At 34.2% G+C, this 21,943-nt stretch carries 9 protein-coding genes; all 9 read left to right on the forward strand.

Annotated elements, in window-relative coordinates:
• The first annotated feature begins 8 nt into the window (after positions 1–8).
• The 9 genes from BW951_RS03895 (at position 9) to BW951_RS03935 (ending at position 21,943) form a co-directional block, all read left to right on the forward strand.
• Positions 9–641 (forward strand): hypothetical protein, encoded by a 633-nt coding sequence (locus tag BW951_RS03895; RefSeq protein WP_076390636.1) that lies wholly within the window; start codon positions 9–11, stop codon positions 639–641.
• Positions 642–646: 5 nt separating this feature from the next.
• Positions 647–2,086, forward strand: a complete 1,440-nt coding sequence (locus BW951_RS03900) for a contractile injection system tape measure protein (RefSeq protein ID WP_139326093.1) — start codon at positions 647–649, stop codon at positions 2,084–2,086.
• A 13-nt stretch (positions 2,087–2,099) separates the two neighbouring features.
• On the forward strand, positions 2,100–3,134 hold the full coding sequence (locus BW951_RS03905; RefSeq protein ID WP_076390638.1) for an eCIS core domain-containing protein: 1,035 nt from the start codon (positions 2,100–2,102) through the stop codon (positions 3,132–3,134).
• 114 nt (positions 3,135–3,248) lie between these two features.
• A complete protein-coding gene (locus BW951_RS03910; RefSeq protein WP_076390639.1) occupies positions 3,249–4,226 on the forward strand; it encodes an eCIS core domain-containing protein in 978 nt (325 codons plus the stop codon).
• A gap of 15 nt (positions 4,227–4,241) precedes the next feature.
• A complete protein-coding gene (locus BW951_RS03915) occupies positions 4,242–5,522 on the forward strand; it encodes an ATP-binding protein (protein WP_076390640.1) in 1,281 nt (426 codons plus the stop codon).
• A 463-nt stretch (positions 5,523–5,985) separates the two neighbouring features.
• Entirely contained in the window at positions 5,986–7,122 is a 1,137-nt protein-coding gene (locus BW951_RS03920; protein WP_076390641.1) for a hypothetical protein, read from the forward strand.
• 19 nt (positions 7,123–7,141) lie between these two features.
• The gene (locus BW951_RS03925) at positions 7,142–9,379 is read left to right on the forward strand and encodes a S8 family serine peptidase (RefSeq protein ID WP_076390642.1); all 2,238 of its coding nucleotides are present in this window, start codon (positions 7,142–7,144) and stop codon (positions 9,377–9,379) included.
• 99 nt (positions 9,380–9,478) lie between these two features.
• The gene (locus tag BW951_RS03930; protein WP_084196356.1) at positions 9,479–11,446 is read left to right on the forward strand and encodes a DUF8202 domain-containing protein; all 1,968 of its coding nucleotides are present in this window, start codon (positions 9,479–9,481) and stop codon (positions 11,444–11,446) included.
• Positions 11,447–11,560: 114 nt separating this feature from the next.
• Entirely contained in the window at positions 11,561–21,943 is a 10,383-nt protein-coding gene (locus BW951_RS03935; RefSeq protein ID WP_076390644.1) for a SpvB/TcaC N-terminal domain-containing protein, read from the forward strand.

Consider the following 21,943-nt stretch of genomic DNA (forward strand, 5'->3'; position numbering starts at 1 on the left):
TAAATATCATGGCAACAAAAGATGAAATAACATCAAAAATTAATAGCAAAATTGTAAAAGACGGAAACATTAGAGCTGTAGATACCAATGAAATTTTAAGAGATATTTTGGATTTTTCGAATACAGGTATTACTCAAAATACAACTAATATTAACAATATTGAACAAAGAGTAATAGTTTTAGAAAATAAGCCGGAAACAGATGATTATAAACCTTTCAGTTTTTGGGAAGAGTCTCCTTTAAAGGATAAAAGAGGTGCATATTTATGGTATTCATTTCGAGGAATTGAAAAATTATCCGCAAGTTTTACTTTCAGACTGTTAATAAAAGAATCTAGTGTTACAGATTTTCGATTTCAGCTTAATGATAAGATTATAGAAACATTAAAGGTATTTTTCCAAAAGCCAATACATCAAATCACTCCAATATCTTTTACTGTAAGTGTAAATAATACAAAGCCAGAAAATGAATCTACAATAGTTTATCATCCAAGAATTTGGACAATGTATTTTATGATTAGTGACAACATTGTCAATTTTAAATTAGCAAAAGAAAGATATATTGAAGATAAAATCCTGGAAGGAGACGAAATTTTTACTTCGATCCATTTCCATTGTCCTGAATTCAATTTTGATAAATAACAATAATGCATCTTCTCCTACAACATACTGTCGATATTCAATGCTCTTCTCAAGTTTTTGGAAAAGAGATACAAAATACATTATCCGATGTATTGGAGAAAGATTTTTATCCTAAACTGGAAGTCATTTTAGACCAATATTCAGTAGAAAATCACGAATGGGAAATTGAAAATCTGACGATTGAGTTACCCAATATTTCTCAAAAAGAATGGCGAAAAGAGCTTGTTTACCAAACTTTACTTAAAATTGAAGAATATCTGAAAAATCATTTTACTGTTTTAGAATTAGATAAAACCGAAGAAAAATTAAGGAATTTCGGATTTGAATCACAAGCGAAATTTTCCGAGAAATTATTTTTTGAATATTTGAAAACAGGAATTATTGCAGAAAATTCTTACTCGAAAAATATAGATGAAATTGTTGAAGCAATAGAAATTACAGAACTGTTTTGTGAAAAAATCATCAATATTTTCGATAAAAACAAAACTGCATTAATCAGATTTTATTTTAATACTAAAGAATCTTTTAAAGAAAAAGTGAATTTTGAAATTTTAAGGCTTTCGAACACAAAACAACTGCTTTCTCATGCTCTAAAAGATTTTTTTAACTCCGGAACTCTATTTTCTTCCATTGAAGAGTTGGAAAAGTGGCTTCATAATCAGCAAAATCTCTCTGAAAATAAAGATAAACAGCAATGCGATTTTAATGAAATTAAAAAAAACAGAGAAGGGACAATTGAATCTGATAAAGAAGAGATGATAAATCAGGAAAAGAGTTCAAATGAAGTTGGTAACGAAAAACTTTCTCTGAATAAGGGGGAAATCCCTGAAAGTGATAAGGAAAATAGTGTTAAATTTAATGAAACTAATAATCAAAACCCGAAAAAAAATCAACAAGATATTCGTGAAAATATAAAAAAAGATACTTCAGAATTACAGATTTCATCTCTTTACATAGACAATGCAGGTCTTGTTATTCTGCATCCTTTTCTTTTAAACCTTTTCCAGAAACTGTATTTATGTAAAGGAGCGATTTGGACAGACAAAGAAAGCCAGCACAAAGCTGTTTTATTAACCCAATATTTAATTACAGGTCAGGAAATTTTCTTTGAAAATGAATTGATTTTAAATAAACTGATGTGTGGCTTTCCTGTTAAAAATGTAATCGATACCAGACAAAAGCTCAGCAAAGAAGAAAAAGAAATTTGCAATGATTTGTTGTTAGTCGTTATAGAATATTGGTCTGTGATGAAAAACTCATCAGTAGAAGCACTCAGAGAAACTTTTTTACAAAGAGCGGGAAAATTATCCGTGTCCGAAGTCCATACTTCAGAACTGTGGGTGGAAGAAAAGGGAGTAGATGTTTTGTTACCTAGCTTACCATGGGGAATTGGCATGATACAGACACCTTGGATGGACAATTTTTTACATTGCTATTGGAACTAAAAACAATAAGATCATGGAAGCAGTAAACCTTCAAAGAGAACAAAAACAAACATCAAAAAAGAATAATTCAACATTTTTCAAACCTGCTATTCAAAAAAACCTGAGTATAGGTTCAGCAAACGATTCCTACGAAGTAGAAGCCGATCGGGTTGCAGATAAAGTAATGAAAATGAGTGAACCTTCCCCACAAACTATCCATACTGGAGCATTGCTTCAAAGAAAATGCGCAGCCTGTGAAGAAGAAGAAAAACTCCAGATGAAACCTTTAGCAGAAAGTATTTCGCCACTTATCCAACGCTCGTCATCAGAAATTGGCGGAGTTGCACCAAGTCACGTAGAAAACCAAATCAATTCCAGCAGAGGAGGAGGAAGCGTAATGGATCATGAAACAAAAAACTTTATGGAAAACCGTTTCGGAATAGATTTTTCCAATGTAAAAATCCATACAGGAAGTGAAGCGGTACAAATGAGCAGAGAACTGAACGCCCAAGCGTTTGCTGTAGGAAATGATATTTATTTTAATGAAGGAAAATACAACCCAACTTCAGATTCGGGAAAACATTTGTTGGCTCATGAGTTGACGCATACAGTGCAGCAAAGTGGCGGAGTGGGGAGGAAGGTTCAGAAAAGTGCAAATACATGTACCTATGGAGAAATTAGACAATGGGCTATAACTAGTTTAAGAGATTTTAGCGCTCCAGCAAATTTGGCAAATGTAAAATCAACTATTGGTTCAGTTTGTACACAGAGAAACTGTCATTGTGTTGATGGAAGCAATGCTACTGAGCCTGGGGATCAACATGCTTGGCAAAATATCGTTAATGCAACTGGAGGTAATGATTTATCAAATAATGCTAATTATATGTGTGTCGGATCACAAAATTGCGGATTCGTTCATCAATGCCAACCAGTATATCAACCAGGGGAAAGACGCCCTGCCATAAGAGAAAGAACAACTAATTTACAACCAGTAGCAACTTTAAACATAAATGGACATTCTCTTTATTTTTACAGAGATACCAGAAATGGTAATTGCCCTCCTGATTAAAAAGGGTTGTATACATAAAAACTAATTTAATTCTTGCTTTCCAAAATCTAAAATAATTAAATTTTACAATTCTACAACAGATTTTGATTTTGTGGAGTATAAAAAGGCAAAAAAATGAAAACAAACCAGCTTCAAGAAAGACCTTCGTTACTAAAAAGTAATATCTCTTTTTTCAAACCTCACATTCAAAAAAAATTGAGTGTTGGATCCGCCAATGATTCTTACGAAGTAGAAGCCGATCGGGTCGCCGATAAAGTAATGAAAATGAGTGAACCTTCTCCAAAAGTAACTCATACAGGAGCTTTGCTTCAAAAAAAATGTGCAACTTGTGAGCAAGAAGAAAAACTTCGGATGAAACCTTTAGCAGAAAGTATTTCGCCATTTATCCAACGCTCGTCATCAGAAAATGGCGGAGTTACTCCGGATCATGTTGAAAACCAAATCAATTCGAGCAAGGGCGGCGGAAACATGATGGATCATGAAACAAAAAACTTCATGGAAAGCCGTTTCGGAACAGATTTTTCAAATGTAAAAATCCACACAGGAAGTGAAGCCGTACAAATGAGCCGTGATTTAAATGCACAAGCATTTACTGTAGGGAGTGATATTTATTTTAATGAAGGAAAATACAATCCTAATTCAGATTCGGGAAAACATTTGTTGGCGCATGAATTGACACATACGGTTCAGCAAAGTGGTGGGATTGGACGAAAGGTGCAGAAACTTAGTGATCCCGATTGTGATACAACAAATATTCTTCCATTAGCAGGAGGATGTAGAGACTGTTTCCATAATACTTGTTATTCAGAAACTTTCATACCTGCGTTAAGTTCAGCATTGAATATAAGCGTTAGTGTTGATTATTGTGAAGATCCAGGAAATATTGGGCCGGAAGATTTCAGTATTCAAGTTTTTAAGTGTATGTCGTATAGAAGGGATAGATATATAGGAGACAAAAGACTTGCAGAAGAAAATATACCTAGTACGAGATCTTTTAGTATAGCAAGCGTCACCCCTGGAGATAAATATTATATTAAAATTTATTCAAGATCTAATTGGGGACTTAGTGCTACTTATAATATCAGTCAGTAAAAAACAAAATCACCCATGCCCTTTCAAAAACTAAAATCTTTTATTATCAATTCACTTGTTCTTAAAACCCAAGAAGGACAAGAAAGCTATACCTTCCAAAACACATTTTCACAAGTTTTAGGCAAAGAAACCACTCACGATGAAGCTGTGATTTTATTATTGGCATTAGTCCCTCATGTTTTGCCGCATTTTTTTGATGACATTATTAAAGAAGTACATCCTGAAGGAGGCGAATTTCCAGAATTAGGCGGTGTAAGACTAGAAAACCACAGAGGAATGTTGCCAACAGGTGAAACAGCACAATATATTTTAGCAAAAGAAAATATTGAAAATCGTCTGAAAATTCAACAGCTTTTTGATAGCACTCATTGGTTTTTTAAAGACCAGATTATTACCCTAGATGCTGTAAAAGAAGGTGAGCCTTCAATGAGCGGAAGGCTTATTTTAAAGCCTGAAATCATACATTTATTGTTATACGGAGAAAAATTGAAACCTAAATTTAGCCAAGACTTTCCTGCAAAAGAAGTTTTTACACAGCTAGAATGGCAAGATTTAGTGGTAAATAAAAACGTTCAGAGCCAAATTCATCAGATGAGACTTTGGATAAAGCATCACCGTACTTTACGGGAAAACTGGGGCATGGGAAAGCATCTTCTTCCGGGCTACAGAGCATTGTTTTACGGACCTTCCGGAACAGGAAAAACATTAACAGCTACCTTATTGGGTAAAGAATTTGGCAGGGAAGTATATCGGGTAGATTTATCGCAAATCGTTTCGAAATATATCGGAGAAACAGAAAAAAATCTTGAAAAAATTTTTACTCAGGCAGAAAATAAAAACTGGATTTTGATTTTCGATGAAGCAGATGCTTTGTTTGGAAAACGTACTCAGACAAAATCTTCAAATGACCGGTATGCTAATCAGGAAGTGAGCTATTTATTGCAGAGAGTAGAGAATTTTAACGGATTGGTTATACTCACTACCAACTTTAAAAATAATATTGATGATGCTTTTTTACGCAGATTTAATTGTTTAATAAGTTATAATAAACCCAATGCTGAAGAAAGATTATTGCTTTGGCAAAAAATGATTCCCCTGAATGTTACTTTAGAAGATTCTGATATTTTACATAAAATTGCCACAAATTATGATTTAACCGGCGCTCAAATTATTTCTGCGATTACATATGCTTGTTTACAAGCAATCGAAGAAAATAATGTGGTGTTGAAAAATTCATTTTTATTAAAAGGTATAGAAGCAGAATACCAAAAAGAAGAAAAACCTATCATTTTTTAATCAGATGAATCTTTTAACACTTTATTAATATTTTATAAAATATAGTAAAAAAGCTGAAGAGATTTACTCCTTCTGGCTTTTGTCTGCATTCCAATCAGGAAACTTTAAACAACCTTTAAATATGGAAAATAGTTTATTGTGATAAAATTATAATATTGCTTATTCAGAAAAGCAGTTTGTTAATTAAGATTTAGTATTAATTTGATTCTAACATCCTTATTTTATGTAATTCTTAAATGAAATAATTACTAGTATTTATCTAATTAATAATATTTTTAAAAAAAAATCTAATTAATTATAATTAATTACTAATAATAAAAATAAAATAAATTTGAGTTATGATTTAAACTTTAATTTAAGTATTTAAATATGTAATTCTAATTAATTTTATTGTCATTTCATGTTGATTGATGCAAATTTTTTGGAGTAAAAAATTTATATATATTTGCGAAAAAATACAGGAATGAAAAAAATATTACTTACGATAAGTTCTCTGATCGCTGTATTCTCTTCAGCACAAACCTGGAATACCGCAGGAAACAGCGGAACAAATTCATCTACAGATTTCTTAGGTACAATAGATGCTCAACCTTTAATATTTAGAACAAACAATTCTGAAAAGGTAAGAATAACGCTTAATGGAAGTGTAGGAGTAGGGACTAGTACTCCAACTCAAAAATTAGATGTGAATGGTTCTGTTATTGCTAACGAAAGGTACAATAATGGTAATGATGGTTCTTACTATATTAAATTAAATTCTAACGGATACAATATCCCTATTATTAGCTATTTAGAAAGTTCTGGGAATACATTATTTTTTGGTAATCCTGGAGGACAGTATCATAGTAAAACAATTATACAGGGAGGAAATGGAGATGTAGTATTAGAGCCCCACTCTGCTAGTAGTGCTTTTGTGGTTAAGGCACAATCAGGTAATGTAGGAATAGGAACTGCAGTTCCACAAGCGAAATTGCATATAGAGGGCAATACATTTTCTAATGGAGAAATAAGAATAGGAAATAATTATGCGAGTAGTAACACGGGAATAATAAAGAATACTTCTGGTACCTTAGGACTGTTTACTTGGAGTGATGCTAATGATATTCAAATAGGAGGAAGAAATGTGATATTCAAACCTGAGTTTTCATCACCAGAAAGAATGAGAATAGCAGATAATGGTAACGTAGGAATAGGATCTATGAACCCAGATTCGAAACTTACGGTAAAAGGAAAAATTCATGCAGAGGAAGTGAAAATCGATTTGCAGGTACCTGCAGATTATGTTTTTCAAAAGTACTATAATGGTATTTCTGATTTGAAAAATGATTATAAAATGTTGTCTTTAGATGAGGTAGAAGAGTTTACCAAAAAACACCACCATTTGCCTAATTTTTCATCCTCAAAAGAAATTATTGAGAATGGATTAGAATTAGGAACAACAACAAATAAACTTCTTGAAAAAATAGAAGAACTTACTTTGTATTCTATTGATCTTAATAAAAAAAATAAAGAGCAAGAAGCTTTAATCAAAAGTCAGACAGATATTCTTAAGTCTTTAAATAAAAGATTAGAGAAAATAGAAAAGGCAAAGCAGAAATAACCCTTAAAAACATTATCCGATGTATAACATTTACCAAAAGTCAGTTTTTGGAGTTTCTGTATTGTTTTTCATATCTGTCTTTTCTCAGGATAATAATGATATTGGTAGAAAATTACTGGAAGATCAGAAAAAATTTCAAACAGAAATTACTAAAAAAGAAAGCAAACAAAAGCAGGAAGTAGAACGGTTGAAATCTTTGGGTATTCCTGAGTTTATCAGCAAAGATGGAAATGATAAACAATTAATTGGATCAGATGAAAGCGGAAGACCAATGTACTATACTACATTGAATTCAGGGGCTGCACAGATGACAAAAGCCAATATATTGTACGCCGGAGGAAGTGCAGGATTGAATATCTCTGGTCAAAATATGATCATAGGGCAATGGGATTATTCGAAGCCAAGGACTACTCATGAACTGCTTTCCGGAAAGATTACTTATGATTCCTCTCAAAATCAAACTATAACAAGACACAGTACGAACATTGCAGGAACCATGATTGGAAGTAATGGAGACGCAAATGCAAGAGGAATTGCTTTTAATGCTACACTTCACGCATACGACTGGGTAAATGATGTATCGGAAATGCTTAATGAAGCCTATTCTCCTAATAACACCGCTGGTATTTTGGTTGCCAACAACAGTTATGGCTTCGATCCATTATACCTTCAGACTTATCAGTTTGGAAAATATAATTCCACAGCACAGAATTGGGATAACCTGATGTATTTAAGACCATATTTACAAATTGTTAAAGCTGCGGGAAATTCCAGAGAAATAGATCCTGCTCTTGTTCCTCAGGTAACTGCGAAGGGAGGATATGATTTACTTGAAGGAGCCGGAATTGCTAAAAATGTTTTGGTTGTGGCTTCTGCTAAAAAGAATCTTAATATGAATTCTGATGAAGATTTTGATATTTCTTCATTCAGCAGTTATGGTCCAACTGACGATGGAAGGATTAAGCCAGACTTATGTGCACCTGGTGAAACTATTTATTCATCTATTGAAACTTATGATTCTGCTTACGGAACCTATAAAGGAACTTCATCAGCGACTGCAGTAGTTTCAGGGATTATTACTTTATTACAGCAATATTATAAATCTGTAAGTCCTTCTCAAAGTTATATGCAATCTTCTACAGTTCGTGCTTTGTTGGCTCATACAGCCAATGATAAAGGAACAGAAGGACCAGATTATATTTACGGATGGGGAATGGCAGATGCGAAAAGAGCTTCTGCAGCCATACACGACAATATAGAAGGGATTATTGGTGACTATAAAAAATCGACTTTAATAAAGGAAATTTCCCTTAATCAGGGAAATAAATATACGTTGTATGTGGTTCCTTTAGATATTACACAACCTCTTTCAGCAACTATATCTTGGACCGATCCTCAGGGAAATCTTGTAAGTAATACAGTAGATCTTTCTACTCCTAATTTAGTCAATGATCTTGATCTCAAAATTGTTAAAGTAAATTCAAATGGTACAGAGACTGTTTATTACCCTTGGAAATTAGGAGGAATGAATAATCTCACGGCCGCTGCGACGAAAAACTCTCCCAATAACGTAGATACTATTGAAAGGGTAGATATTAAGAATCCTACAAAAGATACTTATAAAATTATTGTATCTCCTAAAACGAGTACGACTCCATTACTTCCAAACGGTATTCAGAATTTTTCTATTGTGGTTTCTAATGTGGATTTCTGTTATAAAGAAGATCTTAAAATATTGACAAGTCCGGTTGATGACATCAGTACTCCGCAAACTATTTGGGCAAAACAAATTGTGGCAAGCAATAAAATTATTGCTCCTGTACAAAATGTAGAATACATCGCTTCAAAAGATATCACATTAAAACCAGGCTTCCATGCAGAAAATGCTGCAGGATTTCATGCTCTCATTACTCCGTGTTTCGATATTATTTCAGCATTCAGATATATTGCGCAGAAAAGAGTTTCGGATCAGGATGTGCTTCCGGAAACTATAAAAAGCGAAAGTAATTTTACAATCTTTCCGAATCCTACAAAAGATGAAGCCCACATCAAGTTCAGATTAGAAAATGCATCAGCTGTAAAAATTTCAGTATATGATGCTTCCGGAAAAATTATTTTTGTGAACCAGAGCAGTGAAGCCTTTCCAAAAGGCGAATATTTAAAAACAATTGATGTGAGTGATTATGCTTCTGGAGTTTATCTGGTTAGTTTAGAGTGTAATGACTTTAAAGAAACTAAAAAATTGATTAAAAAATAAAATCCCCGAGAATCGAATCTACCGTTAATGTGTTCTAAAAATATTATTCAGACGATTCTCAGCGATTACAAAATTTTCATAATATCGAAATAAACACTTATGATGAAAAAAATCTTTTTCTTTTTTCATATCCTTTTAATGGATATGTGTTTTGCCCAGTCTCCTGGTGGTGTTTCGGGGGTGAGTGTTTGGTTTAAAGCTAATTCTGCACAAACTCCTGCATTAACTTATCAGGATTATAGTGGGAATCAGAATGAAATTAAAGCGATATCTACGCAGAATCAACCTAATTATACATTATTTAATTATAATGAAAGTCTGAATTTTGACGGAGTGGATGATTATCTGAAATTTCCCTATCTCATGGAAACGATGGATAAAACTACCTTTTTTACAGCGTATCAGAATCAAAATACGTCTACGGAAACGGCTATGTTTTCTTCAGAACAGTCGTATGAAAAGGAAATGTATTTCAGCACAAAAAATATTTTCAGATATAATAATGAACAGATTAACTACATCAATACCAGTGTGGTAGATGATCTGCCTTCATTCAGTATGTACACAAGATTTGGAATTCCTTCTGAAAAAATACATTCAGTTATAGGAAGAACGGGGATATCTTCTATGTACGTGGGAAAGGATATAAGAAGTACAGCCTGGCAAAATTTTAAGGGAAAACTACCAGAGTTTTTTATATATCGTAAAATTCTCACTCAGAATGAAAGAAATCGTGTAAATTCCTATCTGGCTGTAAAATATGCAGTTACAATGCCATATACAGAATACTACAGTTCTAAAAGTAAAAAGATATGGAAGCAGGATGATTTTACTGATTATCCCGCAAACATTACAGGAATCGCCAGAGATAAATACTCAAACTTATACCAGAAACAGGCAACAAGTTCTTCAGAAAATAAGAGGTTAATTATTGCGGCAAAGAAATTAGCTGTAGATAATAATAGTAATGATGCAGATTTTCCTGATCAGAGTTTTCTTGTATGGGGAGATAATAAAGAGCAGTTACTGTTGGATACTCCTACTTCCGGATATCAACTATTTAAAAGGAAATGGAAAGCAAGATTTTCCACGGAAACATCTCAGACTATCCCAACTGAAGTGGTTTTTTCTATTAAAAATATACTTACCATACCGGCGGATAAAAAATTATGGCTGTTTATAGATAAAACAGGGCAGGGGAATTTTAATTCTTCTAATGTTGAGGTGTATCCTATGGATTATGTGGATACAGATCAAAATGTTCATTTTAATAATATCACTTTTGATCAGGATTTATCAGGAACAGATGTTTTTACTTTTGCTTTAGGGAATAAGATATTATCTATCAATGAACTTCAACAGCCTACCTGTATACAGAAGAAAGGAACTTTGATTGTAAATGTTAAAGGTGGTAAAGCTCCTTATCACATCCAGTTAACAGGCAATGGTGTTAATCAAAACCTGAATGTTTCTACAGCGCAGTTATCTTTTCCAGATTTGGAAATCGGAATCTATCATCTTATCATTACCGATGCAGACGGAAATATAATAGACCAGAATTTTACAGTTAATGATTTTAACTCTATAAATCTGGATTTGGGACCAGATGTAGTAATAAATTCCGGAGGATCTGCCCATTTTGATGCAGGTACACAGATTTCAGATCCTAATGCAACCTACCAATGGACTTCGGATAATGGATTCAGCAGTTCTTCGGCTAATATTACCGTTTATGAACCGGGAACTTATACGGTAACAGTTAACACACCGGATGGATGTACGAAAAAAGATACTGTGAAAGTGACCCGTAAAAGAGAAAACGGAATAGTCCTATACCCTAATCCGGTACCTAAAGGTCAGTTATTTACCATAAGAATTATATCGGATATAAAAGAAAATGTAGATATCAAGATATATGATGCTTCGGGAAGGCTTGTAAAGACCATTCAGGATAATGGAAAAGACTACTATGAAATTAAAGATTCGCTTTTAGTAGAGGGAGCTTATGTAATCGTTGTGAAAACGACTTCTGAATTAAAAGTGTTTAAACTTATCGTTACCAACTAGTCACTAATTAACAATCTATTATAGATAAAAAGGAATTAAACAAAAACGGATTACCTGAAATTCTTTCAAGCAGTTTACAGGTAATCATTTTGTAGTAGAAAAGCATATACGCAAATGAGAAATTCGATATTAAGTAGATTAAGAGAAAATCCTAAAATTGTAAAAGTTCTGGTTTTTCTTACTTCATGGACACAGCTTCATGCCTACGCAAATACAGCGTACTTAAACAAGCCCAAAGAAACTTTACCGGGTGCAGATTTTCATTATTCAACTATTGTTCAGAATAACAGCAGCTTTCTGAAGAATAATGAGAAATCTTCGGCAATCGATACTGCTTTACGGAATAATATTTCGTATTCAAATGAGAAGAATATTGATTCTGAAAATATCTACAGTCCATCAGGAAATGGAAATAAAACGTTGATTAAAGGTCAAAAAACTATTATTAATCAACCGGTATCGGGATTTTATATTTCTGATATAAAAGAAGGAATTATAGGAAAAGACTCTGAACATCCGATAGACCAGATATACGATAATATATTTAATGTAACAGTCAACGAAAAAATCAGATCTGATAAGCAATATAGCTTGGAATATGATCTTTATGGATTAAAAGATTATAAGCAGGTAAGCAAAGTTATCAATGATGAATTGGCTGTAGGAGGACAAAACGTAGAAAAGACAACAGTTTGGGCACACCAAACAGAGCCTGTAAAAGCAACTTCTGTTAAGGAAGGTAAGAATATTATCATATTTACAATTCCCAATTCTTCAGATTACAGCTACAAAATCAGAAATCTTCGTATAGTTGCCTCGGATAAAAAGAGTGCTCCTGCAGAATTTGCAAATTCATATGTTGGTCAAACCAATTATAAATATATAAATTCTCAAAATCAGGAAGAAGAATTAAGTTTAAATTCAGCAACCTTAAAAATAGAAGGAAATTCTGTAAAAAATACTGCAGTTTATTCTATTACAGCACTCAGAGACATTGATATGCCTGCTCTTACGCCTGAAATGGTAAACGTAACAGCAGATCATTTCGGATATAGATTCTTACCTCATGGAGAGAATTTTTCGGCAGCGGCAAAAGTATCCATTGGATATGATAAATCTAAAATACCGACAGGATATACCGAACAGGATATTAAAACCTTTTATTTTGATCTTACTCAGAAAAAATGGATTCCTTTAGAGAAAGCCGAAAGAGATTCTCTTCAAAAAGGCAGTAATATTATTGTATCTAAAACAACCCATTTTACGGATATGGTAAACGGGATCATCAAAGTTCCTGAATCTCCCGAGACAGGAAGTTATGCTCCCAATTCTATAAAAGATATTAAAGCTGCGAATCCAACAGAAGGAATCGTTTCTATTGCACCTCCTGCCGCGAACAATATGGGAACTGTTAATACAAGTTTCCCAATAAAATTACCGGCAGGAAGAGGCGGGATGCAGCCTTCACTTTCTGTAAACTATAGCAGTGAAGGAGGTAATGGCTGGTTAGGATTAGGCTGGGATCTTTCTATTCCATCGATCTCCATTGATACACGATGGGGGGTTCCTACATATGACCAAACCTTTGAAACTGAGATTTATACTTTAGGTGGAGAGCAATTAACCTTTAAAGTAGGAGATAGTTATGTTTTGCCCAACAGAAATGAGGGTTTCGAGAAAAACAGGTCTGCAAACTTGGAACCGGATAATACAAAAAGATTTTATCCGAGAATAGAGGGTGGATACAGTAAAATCATACGTCACGGAAATTCTCCCAAAGAATATTGGTGGGAGGTAATTTCCAAAGATGGAACGAGAAGTATTTTTGGAAATGATGGAACTGCCAATAACCCGCAACAGTATTATTTAAAAGATTCACAAGAAAATATAGGACATTGGGCATTGTATAAAACGATTGATACCAATGGAAATTATGTAGAGTATACTTATGATAAATCTATTTACGGAGGGAATCCTGGAAATGGAGGACAAGAACTGCATATTTCAGAAATTAACTATACCTTACATAATGTACAAAATCCTCCTAAAAACTATAAAGTAACTTTTAATACAGTTTCTGGAAGAGAAGATGTACAAATAAATGGACGCTTAGGATTTTTGCAGATAGAATCCAAAAGACTTTCTTCGATAGAAGTAAAATACGGAAGTGAGAAGATTAGAAGTTATGGATTTACCTATCGAAATGACGACTCGTCTTTCAAAAAATCTTTATTAGAGAGTATCACAGAAAAAGATGCTTCAGATGCGATATTCTATACCAATAAAATGGAATATGATAAGGCACCTGCAACATTATTTGGATCTCCACAACCATGGATAGCACCAGATAATGCGAGTTTTTCAGGGCTTACAACTGCTCTACAAGGAGGTTATTCTTTGTTGAATGGCTCATATTCCTATAGTTTGGGAAGTCACTTCAGAATTGGAGTCGGGGCCTATAATCCTTTTGATTTTGTACCTTTAAGTGATACTTCTGCACTTTCTTTCAATAAAGGAACTTTTGGAGCTCATTTTGGCTTCGATAAGGGCTTTGGTGAAACTAAAATTACATCTTTAGATATTGATGGAGATAACCTTCCGGATAGAATATATGAACAGAATGACGAAATATATTATTCTAAAAATCTTTCTGCTGCAGTAGGTGGAACGTCAGGTTTTGGGCTAAAAGTTAAAATTGCATCACTCGCAAACATAGGTAAAACTACTACTAATACTTGGAATGTAGGGGTAGATGGAAACTTTGGTAGTGCAGATATAGGTTTTGATTATTCTAATAGCACAAGTGTTACTAAATCATACTTCATGGATTTTAATAATGATGGGCTTATAGATTTCGTAAAGGATGGAAAAGTGTTTTTTAATAGAATAGTTGGTGGAATACCGGTTTTTGATGAAATCAGTACGGGAACTCCATATCCTATTGATATTGCCTCTGGAGTACAAAACTCAGCATCATTATTTGATAATGAAGATGAACAAGAGAAAAAGATGATGCTCAAGCAGAACCCACTGCATGATATAGTAAGGGTTTGGGTAGCGCCTAAGACGGGAACTATTACGGTGAAGAATAATTTCAAATTATTAGCTTCTCAATATCCTAATCCTTATTATGATCCTTCTCAACCAATAAGTACATCTAATCAACAATACTTAAGCTGTCCATATGGAGAAGATTGTAGTAAAGTAGATGGAGTGGCAGTGTCTTTTCAATATAAGAATAATGATCCAATCGTTCAGAATATCAATCCAGGAGATTATTCCCTTCATTCTTTTGCAGATCAAAATATTGCTATTAATAAAGGTGAGCGTCTTTATTTCAGAATAACTTCTAAATATGATGGATTGCAAGATCAAGTTTCTTGGAATCCGGAGATTAATTATACAACACAAAATACTCCTACAGTAGATAGTGATAATCGAAATTTGTCTTTATATAAATCAGAAGAAGATTTTGTAAATTCTAATACTAATACTTTTATTGCAGGAAAAGACGGTACGTTAAATATTTTCTTAAATAAGAATATTCAGCTGTCTGATAATGCTAAAATCGTTTATTCAATAAATGATATACCTAATACTTTTAATATTTCGTATGATTCAGTTTATAACAATAGTAACATAGCTTCTTTGTCAATTAACGGAAATGATAAAATATCTATAAAAGTATATACAGACACTCAAATTGATTGGACAAATTTTAGAGTAACACCAGAGTTTACTGAGGTTGGTTCAAATAAAAAAGCATATCTGCAGACAGAATATTCTATGTATAATGACAGAGGAGGTATAGAAACTTATACTATTACATCTGGAGATATAGGTAAGAGCATTTATGCAAAAGTTTCTAATTTTCCTACAACAGGTTTTAATTATGAAGGTGCAGTGACGTCGTCCTTAAAGTTCGTTAATCAGTTGCTTTCTAAAACTATTGTAACAAGAAAACTTGTAAATAATGTATATGTCAACAATACAAATTATTCCTCTGCATATGTTATAAAAAGTGGAGATGTAGGAAAAACTGTATATATTGAAAATACAATCAATGCTAAAAAAGATTTTGCTAATTCATTACCTGTTCTTACAACAAGTGTATATAATTACACAGGAAACTACATTGATACACCAGGTACATCAACAGTTCAAAGTTTAATATATAAAACAGGTTCCATTTTTGTTGGTGCATCTAATAATAACTTGTTAACACTTAATGTTACTTTATTATCACCTGATCCAAATAACATTGCTACTGCTGAGTTAAATGTATATGATAATCAAGGTAATTTAGTTTATAATCTATTTGCAGATTCCTCTCAGACTATTTTTCCTTCTATTCCAATAACACAAGGAATCTACACTTATGAATTAACGGTAACTAACGGAGGAAGAGGGCGGATAACAATTAATAATGTAGGAGTAAGCCAGCTTATAACCACGGTTGCTCCTGTTTCCCATAAGTCACTGTTTGCTCCTGAAAATATATCAGTGGTCTTAGCTTCTAATCAATATGATACTAGATTTGGTCTGCTATATAGAGGTTGGGGAGGTTTTATAGTGAATGGTAATAATTATACTAAAGACAATATAGTAGAAGCATATGATCTTTTAAAGAACTATGCAAATTCAGGAACTGTTTCAGAAATGAAAATTGATGAAACAAAACTTGCATTAAGCCAGACATATTCTCAGGATCCGGGAACGAATCCAACGATAAATAATCCGGTAGACAATAACGGCAATTTGGATTTGTCACAATTGGATAATAATAGTGCATCTTTATCGAATTCTGGTAATTATTTCTTTTTCTTACAATCAGATATAAATAATGAAGATAAAGGCAGATTAACGGGAACGGATCAATTTATTTATTTATCGAAAACAATTTTAAATAGCTCTCGAGTAGGAGTTCACAATATTGATGAAAATTTTAAAAATCAATCATTATCAATAGCTTTAGGAAGTAAACTAAATGCTCCTGAACTAAAGTTTAAGAATCAAAGTGTTAGTGGAAGAGGAGGCTTGTCTTTTTCTGGCTTTAATGCAAGTGCTTCCAAGTCTTTGTTTAACGAAAATAAAGCAATTCGCTCCCTAATAGATTATAATGGCGATGGTTTCCCTGATGATTTTTCCCGAACAAAAGTACAGATAACAAATAAACTAGGATATTTATCCTCAGACGTTAGAAATTCAGGAAGCCAGACTATTTCAAAAGCTGATGTTATTGGAGTTTCAGCAGGATACAGTTTTAAGCATGCCGATTCAAAAGTTACCGCATGGGGTATTATACCTGTACCTACATTCATTCTTTTGGTAGTTCCTGTTGATAAAGTAATTGAAGGTGCTAAGACAGTGTCATTATCAGGACAGATTGATGTAAAAAATGATCAATGGTCTAAACAATCATTTGTTGATATTAATGGAGATGGTTTACCGGACAAATTTACAGGTGGAGATTTTCAGCAAAACTCGGATGGAGCATTTGAGCTGAATGTTGGGAATCTTCTAGTAAATAATTCATCATCATGGGGAACAGATGAGACTTCTACTAATAAAGATCAAAATATAGGAGGTGGAATAGGTTTTAGTTTATTTAAAGGAAGTTTTGAAGGAGGGATAAACACATCTACCAGTACTTCTAAAGCCCAAAAAGAACTGATGGATATTAATGGAGACGGTATTGTAGATAATATAAATTATACAGACAATGGTGTTCTAATTAATTTTAATAAAGGAAATGGATTTTCAGGGGGAACAACAGCTTCTGTAAATTCTATTCAGAGTAATATTCAGTCTTTGAATTTGGGAGCAAGCATTGCGTATACTGGTCTTATTCTTTTGACAGGTGTAAAAATTACTATTGGAGGAGGAAATTCTCTTGGAGAATCATCTAGCAAAGTCAAATCTACCTTCAAAGATATGAATGGAGACGGGTATCCAGATTTTGTAACCTCTGACGATACCAATTCGGTTACTGTACGTCTCAATCAAATCGGCACCACCAACCTCCTTCGCAAAGTAACTACACCATCCGGAGGAAGCTGGGAAGTGGAATATGAGAGAGTTGGGAATACGTACGATATGCCACAAAGCAAATATGTATTAAAAACGGTTACTACCAATGATGGATTTACCGGAGATAATGCATTCAGCCCTGATGTTTCAAAAGTTACCATTCAGTATGCAAATCCTTATCACAGCAGAAGAGAACGTACTTTCTACGGTTTTGAAAAAGTTACGGTTAATCAGATTGACACAAAACAGGGAGGAATTTCCTCAAATGTAATTTACAGAAAAACCATCCAGACTTTTAATAACTCGAATTACTATCTAAAAGGAAACTTACTGAATGAAAAACTTTTAGATGCTGGTGACAAGATTTGGACTGAGAAAAATAATACTTATGAGCTTAGAAAAATTCATAGTCCAAATACATTAAACACCCTATTAAATCTGGAAAAAGAATCTGAAAAGAATCATACGGATTATGCTTGCTTTGTTGCGCTTAAAAATACAGACTCTAAGTTTTATGAAGGACTAACAACGGCAACTAAATCTACCTCAAGCAGTATTACAGAATATGATGAATGGGGGAACGCCGTTAAAGTAACAGACTTTGGTGATACGCAGATTGGAAATACAGAAATAGTATCTTCTGAAGTTACTTACGGAGAAGTTGCTCCAGGGAAATATGTCATTGCTCCTAAAACAGTAAAAAATACAGCAACTGGTATTGTAAGAGAAAAAAGAGCAGTATACAATTCTTTAACAGGTGATTTGGAGAAAATGGTGATCAAAAATCAAGGTGCAGATTACTCCGTATATGATTTTGTATATGATGATTACGGAAACATTACTAAATCTACAGGTCCTGCAAACAGTGCAAACCAAAGATTCTTCCATCAGTATACCTATGATGATAATGTGAAGACTTATCCTGTAAAAGTTCAGGACGCATTTGGATACAGCAGCAAAACGCAGTACGATTTCCGTTTCGGCGTACCTACGCTTACGGAAGATATGAATTTGCAGCCGATGAAATATGTGTATGATGCAAAAGCAAGAACTACCGAAATTACAGGACCGTATGAAATGTTCAACAACATACCTTGGACAATAAAGTTTGAATACAACCCTATTACCGATGCACCGCTTAATGCAACCAATGCACAGTCTTACGCAGTAACCAAGCATTATGATCCAGAATATCAAGGAACAAGCACCATCAATACCATTACCATTGCAGATGGTTTTGGTGAAGCCATTCAGGTGAAGAAAACAGGTGATATCTATAATGACGGGGTTAAATATATTGTTGCCGGAAAAGTAGAATCAGATGCTTTCGGAAGAGCGTTAAAAACATACTATCCTACAACAGAAAACGTAGGAAGTGGAAACACCTTGTACAATGCTTCTGTGGACACTACTGAGCCAACAATTAATCAGTATGATGTGTTGGATAGAGTAGTGTATACAAAACTACCGGGAGAAAATTTATTCTCAACCATAGAATATGGCTTTGCTGATGATGTACAGGGAAGACAGATGTTTGCAACCACCTTTAAAGATGAACTGGGAAGCATTAAAAAGTCTTATACAGATATCAAAGGCAGAACAACTTCTGTCTGGGAAGTTTCGAACACCGGAGATATTAAAACAAAATTCACTCATGATGCAATCGGGCAGATCCTTAAGGTGGAAGATGTGGCAGGAAATATCACGACGTCACAATATGACGATTTAGGAAGAAGAATTTCATACAAGCATCCTGATAGTGGCATTACCACTTATAAGTATGATCCGGCAGGAAATATGAACTCAAAAACCAATGCTGCCAATGAAATTGTTAATTATAAGTATGATTATACAAGGCTGAAAGAAGTAAACTATCCTGTGTATCCTGAAAATAATGTAAAATATTATTACGGGGCTGCAATGGATGCATCTGCCATGGATAATAACGCGGTGGGAAGACTTTGGTATCAGACAGATGCTACAGGAACGCAGTATCTGAAATACGGAAGATTGGGCGAACTTATCTACCAACGCCGTTCTGTTGCCGTTCCGGATGCCGGAGTATATTGGTTTGGAACATCTTGGGAATATGACACATGGAACCGTGTGAAAAAGATCACCTATCCGGATGGAGAAGAAGTAAAATATACCTACAATAAGGCAGGTAATCTTTTCAAGATGAACTCTGTAAAAGATGGTTTCAGCAGAGACATCATAAAGAATCTGGGATATGATAAATTTGAGCAGAGAGTTTATCTTCAGTATGGAAATGGTACGGAAACAACCTATGAATACGAAACCAACCGCAGAAGATTGCTTAAGATGTATGCTAAAAACAGCAACAGATACTTTATGCAGAATACCTACCAGTATGATGTGGTATCGAATGTAATGCAGGTACACAATAACGCGCCTGTGGTACAGGGATTATTGGGAGGAGGAACCAACTATGCGTATGGATATGACGATCTGTACCGCCTTACGTCTTCATCAGGAAACTGGAGAGGAATAAACAGCGCAGGAGAAGAAGAAAGACATCGTTTCACCGTAGGGATGACGTATGATAATATGCACAACATCATGAGCAAAACCCAGAAACATGAGTGGGTAACCGGTCCTACTTCCAATAACTGGGCAGCTCTTGAACCGACTTCTTACCGTCTGAACTATAAATATCAGGATCCTTCGCATCCGCATGCGCCATCCAGAATTATAGACGAACCGAATCTTGTACCGAACGCTACATGCTGTAATCCGGACGATCCGGGAGTGAAATTCCAGGATTATCAATATGATCCTAAAGGAAATCCTACGAAGATCTTACAGCAGACGTGTACCAATCAGGAAGAAAAAGCAGTGTATCTGTGGGATGAAGAAAACCGTTTACGATTTGTAGATACCAATCCTACAACACCGGAAGCAGATGGGGCGGCAATTTATACCTATGATGCAGGAGGAGAACGTATTATAAAAGATGTTCTGTTTAAAGGAAAAATAGGAAAATACAATAGCAACCATATAGAAGTAAGTGGCGAAACCATTCATGAAGCATCAATCTATCCAAGCGGATTGATAACGCTTAATCTTACCTACGATTTGCAGAATGGAATGTTGCAGGAGCCGCGCTACACCAAGCATTACTATGCAGGAAGCCAGAGAATACAGTCTAAAAACGGAAACAGCGGAAACGTAGGAGCATTTGATTGTGCATGGCTTATCATCCCGTTTGGAGGAACAACGCCTCCGATTAATCCTGTGAATGTTTCTAACCAGATCTTGCAGACGGCTACCCAAAGCAATCTGGTAATTATGCAGACCAATAACCTTACCCCGCCAATAAATTACGGGCAGAATGGAGGATATACCGGAAATTGCGTATCTTCGTATGCAAGTAATGTGGAGGAAAAGGAAATCTATTGGTTCCATCCCGATCATTTGGGCAGCAGTTCTTTCATTACCGGATTAGATGGTGAAGTAACCCAGAATATGGAGTATTTCCCAAGTGGAGAAATCTTTGTAGAAAACCATATGAACGATGGCTTAAACAGCCAATACAAGTTTAATGGTAAAGAACAGGATTCTGAAACAGGATACTACTATTATGGCGCGAGATATTACAATCCGAGAGTTTCTCTTTGGTTGAATGTGGATCCGCTAGCGGACTACAATCCTTTCTATAATGATGAGCATTATATAGACGGACAGCACAACGGCGGAGTTTACAACTCTGGAAACTTGAATCCCTATATTTATTGTTATCAGAGTCCTATCCGATATATTGATCCGAATGGAAAACAAAGTGATGCAATAGACCAATGGGCAGTAAACGAAAGTCTATTCAATTTTAGTTTTGGTTGGATTGGAGATGCAAGAGCAGGAGCTTTAAATATAGCAAGTAGAATTGCTGGAAAAAATGTTCGTTTTCAAGGAGATGGTTTTATTGGATATAATAAAATTTCTAAAAATCAGTCAAATAGCCTTTTTGGTGATATGTTTGACGTGACAATTGGAATTTTAACAGCAAGATATGGTATTAGTAGTAATAGCATATTAGCAATTAGGTCAGGTACTGGAACATTAAGAGAGTTGAGAGCGGCAGTAAAATCAATTCAGGGATATAAAAAATATGCTAAATGCATAGAATTTACTACTGAATTTTATAACTCATTTGGAGGGACTGCTAAGCAGATTAACATGGGAAATGATGTTGGATTAAGTGTTTTATTAAATAAACAAGATGTAGGTCTTGCAACAAATGGTCTGCATCAATTTATTGAAAAAACAATAGAAGGGAAAGTATATATTTTTGATAACATGAATCCAGAAGGAGTTTTGAAAAATGATTATATTAAAGGACTAGGAGGATATAATAGAAAAACAGGACAAATATATTCTGGAGAACAAATTATGAAAAGTGCAAAGAAGATAATTCCTCCTAAACCTTTGGACCCAAGATTTACAAGTTAA

The organism is Chryseobacterium gambrini, assembly GCF_900156825.1.
GTDB lineage: Bacteria > Bacteroidota > Bacteroidia > Flavobacteriales > Weeksellaceae > Chryseobacterium > Chryseobacterium gambrini.